The sequence below is a fragment of the Actinacidiphila acidipaludis genome, assembly GCF_019890725.1.
Taxonomy (GTDB): domain Bacteria; phylum Actinomycetota; class Actinomycetes; order Streptomycetales; family Streptomycetaceae; genus Actinacidiphila; species Actinacidiphila acidipaludis.
This window is the reverse complement of record NZ_JAINZZ010000032.1, coordinates 1-14,385: the sequence shown is the minus strand read 5'-3', so window position 1 is coordinate 14,385 and position 14,385 is coordinate 1. Positions and strand designations below refer to the sequence as shown.

Here is a 14,385-nt window from a genome sequence, read left to right as displayed (position 1 = left end):
GAAGCAGGGTCAGACCGCCACGCCCAGCAGGGCGTCGGCGGTGCGGGAGACGAGTCCGGGAGCGCCGGTGTCGGCGCCCCCGCCGGCGGCCTGCGCCTCGGCCCAGGCGTCGATCGCCCGCAGCGCCCGCGGCGCGTCCAGGTCGTCGGCCAGCGCCGCCCGCACCTCGGCCAGCACGCCCTCCGCGGGTGGCCCGTCGGGCCGCGACACCGCCGCCCGCCAGCGGCCGAGCCGCTCCACCGCCTCGGCCAGCACCGCGTCGGTCCACTCCCAGTCCGCCCGGTAGTGGTGCGCCAGCAGCGCCAGCCGGATCGCCGCCGGGTCGACGCCGTCGCGGCGCAGCGCGGAGACGAAGACCAGGTTGCCCTTGGACTTGGACATCTTCTCGCCGTCCAGGGCGACCATCCCGGCGTGCACGTACGCCTTCGCGAACGGGAACTCGCCGGTCAGCACCTGCGCGTGCGACGCGCCCATCTCGTGGTGCGGGAAGGCCAGGTCGGACCCGCCGCCCTGGACGTCGAAGCCCATGCCGAGGTGGTCCAGGGCGATCGCCACGCACTCGATGTGCCAGCCGGGGCGTCCCGGGCCGAGCGACCCGCCGTCCCAGCTCGGCTCGCCCTCGCGGGCGCCCAGCCACAGGATCGGGTCCAGCGGGTTCTTCTTGCCCGGGCGGTCCGGGTCGCCGCCGCGCTCGGCGGACAGCACCCGCATCGCGGCGGCGTCCAGCCGCGCCACGGTGCCGAAGTGGCGGTCGGACTCCACCGAGAAGTACACGTCGCCGTCGAGCTCGTAGGCGGCGCCGGCCTCCCGCAGCCGCTCGATCAGCGGCACGATGCCCGGTATCGCCTCGACCGCGCCGATGTAGTGGGCGGGCGGCAGCATCCGCAGCGCCGTCATGTCCTCGCGGAACAGCGCGGTCTCGCGCTCGGCCAGCGCCGTCCAGTCGTCACCGGTGGCCACCGCGCGCTCCAGCAGCGGATCGTCGACGTCGGTGACGTTCTGGACGTAGTGGACCTGGCGCTTCGTGTCGAGCCACACGCGCTGGACGAGGTCGAACGCGGTGTAGGTGGCGGCGTGCCCCATGTGGGTGGCGTCGTACGGGGTGATCCCGCAGACGTAGATCCGTGCCACGGGGCCGGGGTCGAGGGTCACCCGTCCACCGGTCGAGGTGTCGTGGAGACTCAGGGGGCGTCCGGTGCCGGGAAGGGCGGGGACGTCGGAAGCGGGCCAGGCATGCATGTCATGAGATTAACCGGACGGCCGTCCGTCAAAACGGCGGGGCCGGGCAGCGCGCCGCCCCCGGGCGCCTGCTCAGACCGGTGGCCACGGGATGGAGGGCCACTGGCCGCCCGGGGCGGGGTGCACGCCGGTCTCCCGCAGGCGGCGGACCCGTTGGCGCAGGGCGTCGGTCTCGGCGGCCGTCAGCAGTTCCGCCAGCCGCTCCCCCAGGGCGCCGTCCAGCGCCGCCGCGAGGCGTTCCAGCACCGGCACGGCCTCGGCGGGCAGCGGTTCGCCGGCCCAGCCCCACAGCAGGGTGCGGAGCTTGTCCTCGGTGTGGAACGTCACGCCGTGGTCGATGCCGTAGAGGCGGCCGTCGGGCGCGGGCAGCAGATGGCCGCCCTTGCGGTCCGCGTTGTTGATCACGGCGTCGAGGACGGCGAGGCGGCGCAGGCGTATGTCGTCGGCGTGCACGAGCAGGACCGTGCGGCCGTCGCCGGTCTCGGCCTCGACGACCGCCTTCCAGCCCGGGGCCGGCTCCAGCTCCTCGGAGAGCGCGAGCAGCGGCCCGGGCCCGGCCTGCCCCTCGGGGGACACACCGTCCCCGTCATCGTCGTGGCCGTCCCTGCCGTCGGCGTCGTCGGTGTCTCCGTCGTCTGTGCCGTCGGCGTCGTCGGTGTCTCCGTCGTCTGTGCCGTCGGCGTCGTCAGGCCCGGCGAGGATCTCCCCGTCGCCCGCGACGTCGATCCAGAGCTGGACCATGCCCTCGCCGTAGGGGCCGTCGCGCAGCACGGTGGGCGGGATCAGCCCCCAGCCGGTGGCCTCGGAGATCAGATAGGCCGCGACCTCGCGCTGGGCCAGGGTGCCGTCGGGGAAGTCCCACAGCGGGCGCTCTCCGGCGACCGGCTTGTACACACACGTCACCGAGCGGCCGTCGAGGACCGCCTCGCAGTACAGCACGGCGTTGGACGCCTCGCGGACCTGCCCGCGCACGGTCAGCTCACCGTGCAGCAGGACATGGGTGCCGTCGGGCGCCGACGGGCCTGCGCCCCTCGCCCCGGACCGCCCGGACGCGTGGGCCGCGGCCTCCGTGGTCCCGGGCGCGGCCGGGATCAGGCCGACCTCCGGTACCCGTTCTGACGCGGGCATACGTGTCCTTCCGGGTCCAGGGGCAGGCTGCACAGCGGGCACGGCGGGCGGCCCGCGGAGACCACGTCGAGGGCGCGCTTGGCGAAGGAGCGGGCCTGGGCGCCGGTGAGCAGCACGCGCAGCAGCGGCGGGCCGTTCTCGTCGTCCTGGAGCATCTCCTCCTCGGCCGCCTCCAGGTCCTCCTCGTCGTCACCGACGAGTTCGACCAGGGCCTGCGCCTCGATGACCATCCGCTCGTGGGCGCCGTCCCAGGCCAGGGCCATGGTGCCGACCCGGAACTCCTCCTCCACCGGCACGTCCAGCGGTGCGGTGTCGGAGAGTTCGCTCGGGGCCACGGCGGGCACCGCCGCGCTCCCGCCGCTGCGCCGCACCACCTCGTCCAGCAGCTCGTCGACACGCTCCGCCAGCGCGGCCACCTGGGTCTTCTCCAGGGCGACGCTGGTGGTCCGCCCGGACGCGGTGGCCTGCAGGTAGAACGTCCGCTGGCCGGGTTGGCCGACGGTCCCGGCCACGAAACGGTCGGGATGTTCGTAGAAGAAGACCTGACGGGGCACTTCTTGCTCCGTTTGCTTGTCCGATCGGGCTGCTGTACCGGTCACCCACCCTACTGCGGAAGCTGATCAACGGGTGCCGGTGGAGCCCCCGACCACCGCGTCGTCGGCGGCGGCCGGGGCCGGTCCCGGTGCGGGGGCGAGGGTGCTGAGGTCCCCGGTGTCGCCGAGGCGCAGCAGGAACGGGCGGTGCGGGGTGTAGCGGATCACCGTCACCGAGCACGGGTCGGTGCTGATCCGCTGGAAGAGGTCGAGGTGCATCCCGAGGGCGTCCGCGGCGAGGGACTTGATGATGTCGCCGTGCGAGCACATCAGATAGGTGGCGTCCGGGCCGTGCGCGTCCTCGATGCGCCGGTTCCAGTCGCGGACCGCGTCGACGGCGCGGGCCTGCATGGCCCGCAGCGACTCGCCCTCCTCGCCCGGGAAGACGGCGGCGGAGGGGTGGCGCTGCACGGTCGCCCAGAGCGGCTCCTCGGCCAGCTCGCTGAGCTTGCGGCCGGTCCAGTCGCCGTAGTGGCACTCGCCGATCCGCTCCTCGGTGTGCGGCGTCAGCTCCGGGCGGGTGTCCAGCAGGGGTTTGACGGTCTCCTGGCACCGCTGCAGCGGGCTGGAGACGACGGCGGCCAGGGGTACGGCGGCGAGGCGGGCGGCGAGCGCGGTCGCCTGGGCCCGGCCGGTGTCGTCCAAGGCGACACCGGGGCTCCAGCCGGCCAGGACTCCTTCGGCGTTGGCGGTCGAACGGCCGTGCCGGACGAGGATGACGGTGGGCATGTCCGCCACCGTAACCCTTTGCGGGCGCGGACGTTGTGCTGGGTGACGGCCGTGGCGGGGAAGACACCCCCGAGCCCCCACCACGGCCGCGGAATTCCCGCGATTCCCGGTGCTTCCGGCGACTCCCGCATGGTCCTTGCCGTCCCGCCCGCTGGGTAAGGTGACGGGGGGCCGAGGGGGCCCGGGAGTCGGGATCGCGAAGCGGGTGGAGATGTTCGGCAAGGCGACGAGGAGCCGACCGCGAACTGCGTCCGGGACGGGTGCCGCCGGAGCGGACTGGTCGCCCTACGACCGCCTGGACGACGCCGCCCGGGTGTACTTCCTGCACGCCGACATCGCGCTGGACGCCATCGCCGGCGTGCTGGGCCGCCGCCGGGTGCGCGGCTTCACGCTGGAGCGCGTGGTGGACCTGACGGAGGCCGGCACCTCGGTGTGGCAGGAGGCGGCGGTCTGCGACGGCCGCCGGCTGATCCTGTGGCACAGCGAGGAACTGGCCGACGACAAGGCGCCGGGCGGCACCGTGCTGGACTCCTCCGTGCAGGTGCTGCCGCTGGACTCCATCGGCCATGTGGGCATGCGCACCCTGGTCGGCCGCGACGAGCGCGGCGGACGCATCGACCGCGGCGTCTACGTGGTGCTGGCCACCGCCACCCCGCACGAACTGAGCGCGGTCACGGCCGACCCGGACTCGCCGCTGCCGGTGACGTCGGCCAAGTTCCGCCCGGAGGCCTTCCGGTTCAGCAAGTCGCTGGACGACGGCGGCCCGGGCCAGATAGCCCGGCTGATCGACTTCGGCCGCCTGCTCGGACGGCTCGTCCCGGGCTGAGCCCGCCATCCGGGACCCACCCGGCGCCGACACGCGGCACCCGGCCCGCCGACATCCCGCACCCGGCACCCGGCACCCGGACGAAACCGAGCACCGGGGCGAACGGGCGGGCGGCACCCCCACCTCTCAGGCCAGGCCCGCCAGTTCCAGCGCCTCGACACCCGCGCGCAGGCCCGCGATCCGCTCGTCGAGCGTGAAGCCGGCCGGGCTCAGGTTGAGCGTGGTGACGCCCGCCTCGGCGTACTCCCGCATACGGTCGGCGATCCGCTGCACCGGGCCGAGCAGGCAGGTGGAGTCGATGAGGTCCTGCGGCACCGCGGCCGCCGCGCCGTCCTTGTCGCCGGCCAGGTACCTGTCCTGGATCTCGGCGGCCTGCTTCTCGTAACCCATGCGCTGCGCGAGCTGGTTGTAGAAGTTCTGCTTGCGGCTGCCCATACCGCCCACGTACAGCGCGGTGTACGGGCGGAAGACGTCGGCGAGCGCGGAGACGTCCTCGCCCAGGGCCAGCGGCAGCGTGGGGCTGACGTCGAAGCCGTCCAGCGTCAGTCCGGCCTTCGCGCGACCGGCCCGGATGTGGCGCAGCGCGGTGTCCTCGAGGTGCGCGGCGGACGGGAAGATGAGCAGGGCGCCGTCGGCGATCTCGCCGGTCTGCTCCAGGTTCCTGGGGCCGATCGCCGCGATGTACAGCGGGATGTGCTCGCGGGTGGGGTGGACGGTCAGCTTGATCGGCTTGCCCGGACCGCCGGGCAGCGGCAGGGTCCAGTGCTCGCCCTCGTAGCTCAGCCGCTCGCGGGCCATCGCCTTGCGGACGATCTCGACGTACTCGCGGGTGCGCGACAGCGGCTTGTCGAACTTGACGCCGTACCAGCCTTCTGACACCTGCGGGCCGGACACCCCGAGGCCGAGCCGGAAGCGGCCGCCGGACAGCGAGTCGAGGGTCGCGGCCGTCATCGCGGTCATCGCCGGGGTGCGGGCCGGGATCTGGAAGATGGCCGAGCCGACGTCGATCCGCTCGGTCTGCGCGGCGACCCAGGACAGCACGGTGGGGCCGTCGGAGCCGTACGCCTCGGCGGCCCAGCAGACCGCGTACCCGAGGCGGTCCGCCTCCTGGGCGACGGCCAGGTTGTCCGCGTCCATCCCGGCACCCCAGTAACCGAGGTTGATCCCGAGCCGCATGCCGCTCCCCTTTTCGTACTCATCGGTAACGTCGTTGTCCCCCCGGACTGTAGCGTCCGCGCGGCATCACGACGCCTGTCAGGTACGTCACTGCCGCCCATTCGGCCAGTACGGGCGCTAGCCTCAGCGGTCATGGAGCAAAGGCACCTCGGCCGGACCGGGTTGCGCGTGTCCCGGCTCGGGCTCGGCACGCTCACCTGGGGCCGGAACACCGGCGAACGCGACGCCGCCGACCTGTTGAAGGCGTTCTGGGACGCGGGCGGCACGCTGGTCGACACCGCCGACGTCTACGCCGACGGGGGTGCCGAGTACCTGCTCGGGCGGCTCCTGGAGGACCTGGTGCCGCGCTCCGACCTGGTGATCGCCACCAAGGCGGGCAGCGTGCCCGACCCCGACCGGCGCTTCGACGCCTCGCGCGGGCATCTGCTGTCCGCGCTCGACGCGTCGCTGCAGCGGCTGGGCACCGACTACGTCGACCTGTGGCAGGTGCACGCCTTCGACCCGGGCACCCCGCTGGAGGAGACGCTGCAGGCGCTCGACATCGCGGTCAGCTCCGGCCGCGCCCGCTACGTCGGCGTCTCCAACTTCTGCGGCTGGCAGCTCTCCAAGGCCGCGACCTGGCAGCTCGCCTCCCCCGGCCGCACCGCGCTGGCCAGCACCCAGATGGAGTACTCGCTGCTGCAGCGCGGCGTGGAGCGGGAGGTGCTGCCGGCCGCGGTCGACCTCGGCGTCGGACTGCTGCCGTCGTCCCCGCTGGGCCGCGGCGTGCTGACGGGCAAGTACCGGCACACCACGCCCGGGGACTCGCGCGGCGGGTCCGAGGACATGGCCGCGTTCGTCGCGCCCTACCTCGACGAGACGGCCCGCCTCATCGTGGACGCGCTGGCCATAGCGGCCGACGGCCTGGCCGTCTCCCCGCTCCAGGTCGCCCTCGCGTGGGTGCGCGACCGCCCCGGCGTCGTCGCCCCCATCCTCGGCGCGCGCAACGCCGCCCAGCTCACGGCGGCGCTGTCAGTGGAGACCCTTAGTCTTCCCGAAGAGATCAATCTGGCGCTCGACGACGTCTCGGCGCCGCTGCACCGCTACCCGGACCACGACTGGAGCACCCTCTGAGCCGCGGCCGGCCGCTCCACGGAAGGCTTTCGCTGTGACCGACACGATCCCCCCGTCCGGGGAGGGCGCCCGCCCCTCGTCCGATCCCGCCGAGGGAGGCACCGGCCCTGTGTCCGCGCGCGAGCAGGGCGACGCCGGGGACTCCGGTGCGCGGCGGCAGGGCGGCGCGGAGTCCGGCGGCCGTCCGGCCGGGACCGGACAGGGATCTGGGCAGGGGTCTGGGCAGGGGCCCGGGCAGGGCTCCGGCGGCGGTGCCGGGGACCTGGCGGCGCTGGCCGCAGCGGTCCGGTCGATCGAGCGCGGGGAGAACCCGTCCGCGCCCGCGCCGCGCGGGGACGCCGCCGAGGCCCGGCGCAGGCGGCGCGAGGCGATGGCGGCGGAGATCGCCGAGACGCAGGCCGCGGAAGCCGGCGGCGAGGAGGCAACGGCGGGCGAGGGCGCGGCCGCCGAGAGCCCGGCCGGGAGTGCCGAGCGCCCCCGGCCCGAGCGGCGGCCGCGGGCCGGGCGCCCGGCCGCGGAGGCCGATCCGGCCGCGGTCGAGGCGGTGCGGGAGGTGCTCACGGCGGGCGGTGCGCCGGAGTCGCTGGCGGTGGCGGCCGTGCGGGCCCTCGGCGAGGCGGCGGCCGAGTCACTGCGGGCCGACCCCTGGGGCGTGCTGGCGCTGGACGGCGTCCGGGTGGAGCAGGCCGACGCCTTCGCCCGCGCGCTGCTCGGCGCCGCGTGCGGCCCCGGGGACGACCGCCGGGCCCGCGCCCTCATCGGCCATCTGCTGGAGCGGGCCGCCGCGGCCGGGCACACCGCGCTGGCCGCCGACGCCCTCAAGGCGGAGCTGGCGCGCAACGCCCTGCCCGACCCGGACGCCGCCGTGGCCACGGCCGTCGAGGAGGGCCACGTCCTGGTGTTCCGGGACACCACCAAGGACTCCGCCGCGGCCGGCGAGGACGCCACGGACGCCGGGTTCGACGCGACCGACGGGGACGGCGGGGAGGGCGACGGCCCCGACGTGCCGGTGCTGCTCGGTCTGGACCGCTACGCCCTGGCCGAGGAGAGTTTCGCCGACGGCTGCGTGCGTCTGCTGCGCACCCTGGACGCGGGCGGCGCCGACGGCAGCGACGCCGGCGAGGCGGAGGGGCCCGCCGGCCCGGACTGGTCCCGGGCGGCCGCCGCGGCCCCCTCGCCGTCCGCGGCCGAGCTGATCCGCGCGGTGGCCGGCAGCGGACTGGTGCTGCACACCGGCGGGGAGGCGGCCCGCGCCGAACCCGCGGCGCTGGTCGCCGCCGCACGCGCGGCGGGCCTGCGCGCGTACGCCGCGGCCGCCACCGAGAACGGCCGCCGGCGGCTGGCCGAGGCGGTCGGCGAGGACGCCGCGGTGACGGTCGAGGGGCTGCTGGACGGCGGCCAGGGGCCGGGCCGGGCGCCGGACGGCGCCCTGGCGCTGGACGTGCTGGCGGTGCTCGACGCCCCCCAGCTCTCCGTGGTGGAGGCCGCCGACCTGGTCGAGGCGGTGCCGGACGGCGCCCGGCTGGTTCTGAGCGGTGACGTGCACGTCCTGTGGTCGGCCGGTCCCGGCTGTGCCTTCGCCGATCTGCTGGGCGCCCGGATCTGCCCGCGGGTGGCCTCCCGCACCCCCGACCCCGGCCCGATCGGTGAGCTGGTCTCGTGTGTCGGCGAGGGCGAACTCACGCCGGTGGACGCGCCGGACAAGGAGGTCGTGGTGGTGCCGGTCCGCGACCCCCGCGAGGCCGTGCACCGCGCGGTCCAGCTCGTGGCCGACTCGGTGCCGCGCGCCTTCGGCCTGGAGGCCGGGCAGACCCAGGTGATCACCGTCGGGCACGGCGGCCCGGTCGGCACCCGGGCGCTGAACGCGGCGCTGAAGGAACGGCTGAACCCCGGTCCAGGCCGGTTCGGCGGCTTCGACCCCGGCGATCGGGTGGTGTACGTGCCGGCCGCGGGCCGGGCGCTGCCGGGCACGGTGGCCGGCGCGGAGCCCGGGGGGCTGCGGCTGGAGTGCGACGGGGGTCCCGTCCTGGTGCCGCGCGACGACGTGGCGGGCACCGTGCGCCACGGCTGGGCGGTCACCGGCCACCAGGCGGCGGGAATGCGCTGGCCGGCGGTCGTGGTCGTCGTCCCGGGCGACGCCGGCCCGCTGCTGACCCGTCCCTGGGTCTACACCGCCTTCGGCCGCGGCGAGCGGCACCTGTCGGTCGTGCAGGGCGCCGACCAGGGGCTGGCGGCGGCGGTCGCGGGCGCCACGGCCAGGCCGCGCACCACGCGACTGGTCCCGGTGCTCAAGGAACTCACCGCGGACGGCTGAGCGGGAAGGGGTGGCCGCGGACCGCACCCGCGGCCACCCGGTCCGGCGCCGGTCAGTCGGGGTCGAGAACGCCCAGGTCGTCGTCGAAGACCGTGCTCATGTCGAACCGGCAGATCACCAGCTGCGGATCCACCTCGTCGAACGGAGCGTCCAGCCACTCCCCCGGCTCGGCCGGCTCGACGGCCGCCACCCACAGCGTGGCGTCGCCCTCCTCCAGGCCGAACTCCTTGTGCCGCTGGGCGACTTCGTCCGCCTCGTACTCGCCGAAGATCACTCCGAGCGCCGCGTTGACCGAGGCGTCGGGGATCGTCTCGCCGTCGCTCGCCCGCCGGGCCTGCGCGAAGAGCCGGTCGGGCTCGGCGATCGTGTAGTCGCGGCGGATCAGCACGCTGACCGCCTCGGGGTCGGACGGGCCGCCGTACTCCGGCATACCGCCGCCCGAGGGCACCTCGAACGGGGTCACCTCGTCGTAGGTGTCGTACAGCAACTCGTCATAGCTCTCCGCCGCCGCGGCCAGCGCCTCGAACGCCTCGTAGACAGCGGGGTCGTCCTCACCGACACGGTTCTCGACCGCGTCGAGGTGGCGGTCGAGGGCGGCCTTGACCGCCGCTACGGCGGCACGGACCTCCGCCACGCTGGGCTGCACGTCATCAGACATGGTGCAGACGCTATCCGCACCGGGGCCTTGCCCGCACAATAGATGCGATGCCGGAATACGAATTCAGAGAGATGTACGTGCCGCGGGAGGTCTCCCGCAAGGACGCGGCACGTCTGCTGACCGACGAAGCCGAGTACAGGCACTGGGAACTCGACCGCGTCCGGCTGTATCCGGACGGGAGCCGGCGGGTGCGGCTGCGGCGCCGCATCATCCGCCAGCCACGTGCGACCTGGTGACCCCCACAACGACGACCGACACGACGGCCGACACGACGACCGGGCGGCCGCCGCGGGCCGCCCGGTCGTGTGCGCCCCGGTGCGGGGCGTCTCGGCGCGGGGGCGTCGCCGCCCCCTGAGGCCGCGTCTCAGCGCCGGGCGGCCTGCCCGCGGCGGTAGAGCACCGCGCCGCCGAGCAGCAGAGCGCCGGCGAGCGCCGCGGTGAGCCCCAGACCCTCGGATCCCGTCTCGGCGAGGGCGGCCGTACGGGTCCCCGTCTCCCGGACGGTGTTGGTGTCGGGGGTGCCCGTCTGCGGGCTGTCCGGGGTGGCCGGGGTGCCGGTGGTGCCGGGGGTGTCCGGCGTACCGGGACCGGCCGGGGTCGAGGGGGTCCCGGGGGTGGCCGGGTTGCCCTCGTCGACGCCGCAGGCGTCGCCGAACGTGGGGTTCAGCAGCGCCACCACGTCGACTCCGACGCCGCACACGTTGGCGGGGATGTCCACCGGGGCCTGGATCAGGTTCCCGGAGCCCACGCCCGCCGAACCGCCGGTGTGGCCGGTGGCCACCGAACCGCCGCCGTGCGCGGACGGACCGCTGCCGCCCGACGAGACGTCGGCGCAGTGGTTGCCCAGCGCCGGGTTTAGCGCCCCGATGACGTTGACCGTGTCGCCGCACAGGTTCACCGGCACGTGCACCGGGAGCTGTACCGCGTTGCCCGAGACGACGCCCGGCGAACCGTCCGCCGTCCCCGCAGCCCCCGCGTCCGCGTGGGCGAGACCGCCGGTGGCCGCCAGCGCGCCACCTGTGGCGACCACGGTGAGCAGGCCCTTCCTTGCGACCTGTCGCATGTCCTCATCCTGCTTTCGAATCAACCGGAGCGCCCGTCACACCCGTGCCAGTCCCCCGGAAAGGCGAGTGGCCCCGGGGTGCCCTTGCGGCGCCCGGGGCCGACCCGACCCGGCCGATACGCGGCCGGCGGGGGAACTAGTCGGCCACGCAGCCGTCGCCGAAGGCGGGGTTCAGCAGCCCGATGACGTCGACGGTGTCACCGCACAGGTTCACCGGCACGTGCACCGGGACCTCGACGACGTTCCCGGACAGGACGCCCGGGGACTGGACCGCGGCACCCTCAGCGCCGGAGCTGGCGACAGCCAGGCCCGCGCCGGCGAGAACCAGACCGCCCGTGGCAGCCGCGACAGCGGCAACCTTCTTGATCATTGTCTTCCTCCTCATGGGACACGTGTGGTCCCAGCCGCGGACCACACACGTCGTAACGAGGAGGGGGAAACGGGGCTACGAGCGAACTGGATCATTCACCCGTACCGGCGAAGAAGGCCGCCGGCACGGGTACATACGGCCGAATGTCAGCAGTTGTCGAGGAAACGATCGAGTACGCGCACACCGAAGCGCAGGCCGTCGACCGGCACCCGCTCGTCCACGCCGTGGAACATCCCGGCGAAGTCCAGCTCCGGCGGGAGCTGCAGCGGCGCGAAGCCGAAGCAGCGGATGCCCAGGTCGTCGAAGGACTTGGCGTCGGTGCCGCCGGAGAGCATGTACGGCACGGCGTGCGCGATGGGGTCCTCGGCCTTCAGCGCGGAGCGCATCGCCTCGACCAGCGGGCCGTCGAAGTCCGTCTCCAGCGCCTTGTCGGTGTGCAGCGTCTCGCGCTTCACCCGCGGGCCCAGGACGCGGTCCAGGTCGGCGAGGAACTCCTCCTCGTGGCCCGGCAGGTAGCGGCCGTCGACGTGCGCGGTGGCCTGGCCGGGGATGACGTTCACCTTGTAGCCGGCGCCGAGCATCGTGGGGGCGGCGGTGTTGCGCAGCGTCGTGCCGATCATGCGGGCGATGCCGCCGAGCCGGGTGAGGGTGGTCTCCATGTCCTCCGGGTCGAGTTCGACGCCGAACGCGTCGGACAGCTCGTCCAGGAAGCCGCGCACCGACTTGGTGACCCGCACCGGGAACTCGTGGCGGCCGAGCCGGCCGACGGCCTCGCACAGCTCGGTGATGGCGTTGTCCTTGTTGGTCATCGAGCCGTGGCCGGCGGTGCCGTCCACGGTGAGCCGCATCCAGTGCATGCCCTTCTCGGCGGTCTCGATGAGGTAGAGCCGCAGGTTCTCGTTGACGGTGAACGAGAAGCCGCCGACCTCGCCGATGGCCTCGTCGACCCCCTCGAACAGGCCGGGGTGCCGGTCGACCAGGTGGCGCGCGCCGAAGGTGCCGCCTGCCTCCTCGTCCGCCAGGAAGGCCACGACGACGTCCCGCGGCGGCTTGCGGCCGCTGCGCAGCCGGTCGCGCAGGACGGCGAGCGTCATGGCGTCCATGTCCTTCATGTCGACCGCGCCGCGGCCCCACACGCAGCCGTCGGCGACCTCGCCGGAGAAGGGGTGGCGGGTCCAGTCGTCGGCGTTGGCCGGCACGACGTCCAGATGCCCGTGGATGAGCAGCGCGGGCCGCGAGCGGTCCTCGCCCTCGATCCGTGCGACGGTGGAGGCCCGGCCCGGGTGCGACTCGAAGATCTCCGGTTCCAGCCCGACCTCGGCGAGCTTCCCGGCCACGTACTCGGCGGCCGCCCGCTCACCCGGCCCCGAGTGGTCGCCGTAGTTGCTCGTGTCGATCCGGATCAGCTCGCTGCACAGGTCGACGACCTCGTCCTCGCCCCTGACCACCGCGCTCGTCGGCTCGCTCACCCTGATTCCTCCTCCGTGCCACTGCCCGATCCCCCCATCCTCCCCCGAGCCCCGCCCGAGCCCAAGGGGCACCACGACGGACCGTGATCGACGGGCCTGGATCTTTGCTATGGTTTACCTCGTCGCCACGACCTCGCAGCCGCGGTGACACACCCGGTCCGGGTGGCGGAATGGCAGACGCGCTAGCTTGAGGTGCTAGTGCCCTTTATCGGGCGTGGGGGTTCAAGTCCCCCCTCGGACACACATCCTTGAATTCCCCGCATCCCCCCTGCTCCTCTCGGCAGGTGACGGTCGCCGGCGGCACAGGCCCCGAAGTCCCTTTCGACGCGGGCGCGTTCACATCCTCTGTCCCGCACCAGGGCGTCCCCGGAGGGTCGCGGAGCTCCGACGGCGCGGAGGATCGGACGGGCCGGCAGGTCCGGCAGCCGCCTCCCGGGCAACCGCGGCACCGCCAACGGTTTCACCAGGCGTAGACGCGCCGCATGATCTCGCCGGAGATGTCGGCGCCCTCGGGGGTGTGCATCACCATGACGGGCAGCCCGTCGGGGTCGCGGCCCTCGACCACCGTGATGTCCTCCACGCCGGTGGTCTCGACCAGCGCCGACCGCTCCTCCAGATAGTGCTCGCAGCGCCGCAGCTCGGCCATGTCGTGGACCGCCCAGCAGGAGTACTGGACGCCGACGGCGCCGAGGGCGTGTTCGCCACGCGGCCCGATGGCGCGCAGCACGACCGCCCCTGACGAACCGGGGCCGGAGAGCACCAGCGCGGTGCTCTCCCGGGTGACGACCGACAGCCGCAGCAGGCCGCAGTAGAACTCGGCGGACTGCTGCAGATCGCGGACGAACACGACGACCGCCGCGAGCCGCGGCCCCGCCGCAGGCGCTCCCGCGGTGGCGGCCCCGTCCGCGGAGGCGGTCGTCTGCGGTGACCCGTGCGCTGCAGCCGGTGGCTCGGCCTCGGGCGGCATGGTTCTCCTTGCGTCGTCTGCCGTGATCCCCCGCCTCGTCCTCACCGTAGCGGGAACGGGGGTCGGCTGCTCCCCGGACGACGGCACCGCGACTCAGGCCGGAACGAAGACCGCGGCCTCCTCGCCCGGCCCGAGGTCGGCCAGCCGCACCCGGGTGCCGTTGGGCAGGGGCTCGATGGCCTGCGCCTCCACGGTCGCCGGTACGGTGAAGCCCTCGTCGAGGGCCACGAAGCAGGTCTGCCGTATCCGGTGCACGAGGTCCTGGGTCCGCACCACCCGGGTCGTCCAGCCGATGGCGCCGCTACCCTGGCTGCGCTCCTCAACCAGCTCCGAGGATCCGCACACCCGGCACAGCGTCCTGGAGTGCTCGGTCGCCGACCGGCACCAGACGCAGCGGCGGAAGTGCAGGGCGTCGGTCTCCTGGCCGGTGGCCTCGCCGGGGACAGCGGTCAGTTCCTGGGGTTCCAGCGTCTGGGGCACGTTCTCTTCTCCTGTCATGCGTCCGCACACACTTGACGTCCGAGAAGATAAGGCACTCAGTGCCGGTACACAAGGCACTGAGTGCCTTGAATCGCGCGGCCCGGTTGCCGCCCTCCGGGCGCGGCGGCGCGTGGCGAACACCACATCACCCGGCAACGAATGACACTGAGTACCGTCGGGTAGGGTACTCAGTACCATCATGGACACCCGGTGCTTTCCCTGGGCACCGCGCGGACCGGACCGCAGCTCGGAGAAGGAGT

The 14,385-nt window shown here is 74.2% G+C and carries 15 protein-coding genes and 1 tRNA gene; 5 read left to right on the top strand and 11 right to left on the bottom strand.

The genetic code is table 11. The annotated features are described in order from the left end of the window. Positions 1-9 precede the first annotated feature (9 nt). The 4 genes from mshC to K7862_RS22975 all read right to left on the bottom strand — a co-directional run bounded on the left by mshC (position 10) and on the right by K7862_RS22975 (position 3,689). A complete protein-coding gene (gene mshC, locus K7862_RS22990; RefSeq protein WP_222965546.1) occupies positions 10-1,239 on the bottom strand; it encodes a cysteine--1-D-myo-inosityl 2-amino-2-deoxy-alpha-D-glucopyranoside ligase in 1,230 nt (409 codons plus the stop codon). A 72-nt stretch (positions 1,240-1,311) separates the two neighbouring features. Next, positions 1,312-2,367 carry an SCO1664 family protein gene (locus tag K7862_RS22985; RefSeq protein WP_222965544.1) on the bottom strand — a complete coding sequence of 352 codons (1,056 nt, stop codon included), beginning with the start codon at positions 2,365-2,367 and terminating at the stop codon, positions 1,312-1,314. Continuing rightward, positions 2,331-2,921, bottom strand: coding sequence for a DUF3090 domain-containing protein (locus K7862_RS22980; protein WP_222965542.1), 591 nt, complete (start codon positions 2,919-2,921; stop codon positions 2,331-2,333). The genes K7862_RS22985 and K7862_RS22980 overlap by 37 nt, the downstream gene beginning before the upstream one ends. A 66-nt stretch (positions 2,922-2,987) precedes the next feature. Then, positions 2,988-3,689 (bottom strand): histidine phosphatase family protein, encoded by a 702-nt coding sequence (locus K7862_RS22975; RefSeq protein WP_222965540.1) that lies wholly within the window; start codon positions 3,687-3,689, stop codon positions 2,988-2,990. A 211-nt stretch (positions 3,690-3,900) separates the two neighbouring features. On the opposite strand from K7862_RS22975, the gene K7862_RS22970 reads away from it, so the two are divergent. Continuing rightward, positions 3,901-4,515, top strand: a complete 615-nt coding sequence (locus tag K7862_RS22970; RefSeq protein ID WP_222965646.1) for a hypothetical protein — start codon at positions 3,901-3,903, stop codon at positions 4,513-4,515. A gap of 126 nt (positions 4,516-4,641) precedes the next feature. On the opposite strand, the gene K7862_RS22965 is transcribed toward K7862_RS22970, so the two are convergent. Next, positions 4,642-5,691: an LLM class F420-dependent oxidoreductase gene (locus K7862_RS22965; RefSeq protein WP_222965538.1), complete on the bottom strand. Its 1,050-nt coding sequence runs from the start codon at positions 5,689-5,691 to the stop codon at positions 4,642-4,644. A gap of 132 nt (positions 5,692-5,823) precedes the next feature. Here K7862_RS22965 and K7862_RS22960 point away from each other — a divergent pair, with 132 nt between their 5' ends. Together K7862_RS22960 and K7862_RS22955 are read left to right on the top strand one after the other, a co-directional pair. Next, positions 5,824-6,804: an aldo/keto reductase gene (locus tag K7862_RS22960; RefSeq protein WP_222965536.1), complete on the top strand. Its 981-nt coding sequence runs from the start codon at positions 5,824-5,826 to the stop codon at positions 6,802-6,804. Between the two features lie 34 nt (positions 6,805-6,838). Then, positions 6,839-9,118, top strand: coding sequence for a helix-hairpin-helix domain-containing protein (locus K7862_RS22955; protein WP_222965534.1), 2,280 nt, complete (start codon positions 6,839-6,841; stop codon positions 9,116-9,118). Positions 9,119-9,170: 52 nt separating this feature from the next. On the opposite strand, the gene K7862_RS22950 is transcribed toward K7862_RS22955, so the two are convergent. Then, positions 9,171-9,776: a hypothetical protein gene (locus K7862_RS22950; RefSeq protein ID WP_222965532.1), complete on the bottom strand. Its 606-nt coding sequence runs from the start codon at positions 9,774-9,776 to the stop codon at positions 9,171-9,173. 47 nt (positions 9,777-9,823) lie between these two features. On the opposite strand from K7862_RS22950, the gene K7862_RS22945 reads away from it, so the two are divergent. Further along, entirely contained in the window at positions 9,824-10,012 is a 189-nt protein-coding gene (locus K7862_RS22945; protein ID WP_222965530.1) for a DUF5703 family protein, read from the top strand. Between the two features lie 128 nt (positions 10,013-10,140). Here K7862_RS22945 and K7862_RS22940 read toward each other — a convergent pair whose 3' ends face one another. The 3 genes from K7862_RS22940 to K7862_RS22930 all read right to left on the bottom strand — a co-directional run bounded on the left by K7862_RS22940 (position 10,141) and on the right by K7862_RS22930 (position 12,678). Continuing rightward, positions 10,141-10,839: a chaplin gene (locus tag K7862_RS22940; RefSeq protein WP_222965528.1), complete on the bottom strand. Its 699-nt coding sequence runs from the start codon at positions 10,837-10,839 to the stop codon at positions 10,141-10,143. 136 nt (positions 10,840-10,975) lie between these two features. Next, entirely contained in the window at positions 10,976-11,209 is a 234-nt protein-coding gene (locus K7862_RS22935) for a chaplin (RefSeq protein WP_222965527.1), read from the bottom strand. 146 nt (positions 11,210-11,355) lie between these two features. Beyond that, positions 11,356-12,678, bottom strand: a complete 1,323-nt coding sequence (locus K7862_RS22930; RefSeq protein WP_222965524.1) for a M20/M25/M40 family metallo-hydrolase — start codon at positions 12,676-12,678, stop codon at positions 11,356-11,358. Between the two features lie 156 nt (positions 12,679-12,834). Between K7862_RS22930 and K7862_RS22925 the strand changes: the two genes are divergently transcribed. Next, positions 12,835-12,919: transfer RNA gene (locus tag K7862_RS22925), tRNA-Leu, on the top strand. Between the two features lie 219 nt (positions 12,920-13,138). Here the strand turns inward: K7862_RS22925 and K7862_RS22920 are convergent. Continuing rightward, on the bottom strand, positions 13,139-13,645 hold the full coding sequence (locus K7862_RS22920) for a VOC family protein (RefSeq protein WP_222965522.1): 507 nt from the start codon (positions 13,643-13,645) through the stop codon (positions 13,139-13,141). Between the two features lie 93 nt (positions 13,646-13,738). Beyond that, complete coding sequence (locus K7862_RS22915; protein ID WP_222965521.1) at positions 13,739-14,125, bottom strand: PhlB family protein; 387 nt, start codon at positions 14,123-14,125, stop codon at positions 13,739-13,741. Positions 14,126-14,385 lie beyond the last annotated feature (260 nt).

Coding starts and splice junctions, on each gene's coding strand:
- K7862_RS22945 (WP_222965530.1), top strand. CDS start 9,824: ATGCCGGAATACGAATTCAGAGAGATGTACGTGCCGCGGGAGGTCTCC.
- mshC (WP_222965546.1), bottom strand. CDS start 1,239: ATGCATGCCTGGCCCGCTTCCGACGTCCCCGCCCTTCCCGGCACCGGA.
- K7862_RS22920 (WP_222965522.1), bottom strand. CDS start 13,645: ATGCCGCCCGAGGCCGAGCCACCGGCTGCAGCGCACGGGTCACCGCAG.
- K7862_RS22970 (WP_222965646.1), top strand. CDS start 3,901: ATGTTCGGCAAGGCGACGAGGAGCCGACCGCGAACTGCGTCCGGGACG.
- K7862_RS22960 (WP_222965536.1), top strand. CDS start 5,824: ATGGAGCAAAGGCACCTCGGCCGGACCGGGTTGCGCGTGTCCCGGCTC.
- K7862_RS22935 (WP_222965527.1), bottom strand. CDS start 11,209: ATGATCAAGAAGGTTGCCGCTGTCGCGGCTGCCACGGGCGGTCTGGTT.
- K7862_RS22965 (WP_222965538.1), bottom strand. CDS start 5,691: ATGCGGCTCGGGATCAACCTCGGTTACTGGGGTGCCGGGATGGACGCG.
- K7862_RS22950 (WP_222965532.1), bottom strand. CDS start 9,776: ATGTCTGATGACGTGCAGCCCAGCGTGGCGGAGGTCCGTGCCGCCGTA.
- K7862_RS22940 (WP_222965528.1), bottom strand. CDS start 10,839: ATGCGACAGGTCGCAAGGAAGGGCCTGCTCACCGTGGTCGCCACAGGT.
- K7862_RS22975 (WP_222965540.1), bottom strand. CDS start 3,689: ATGCCCACCGTCATCCTCGTCCGGCACGGCCGTTCGACCGCCAACGCC.
- K7862_RS22985 (WP_222965544.1), bottom strand. CDS start 2,367: ATGCCCGCGTCAGAACGGGTACCGGAGGTCGGCCTGATCCCGGCCGCG.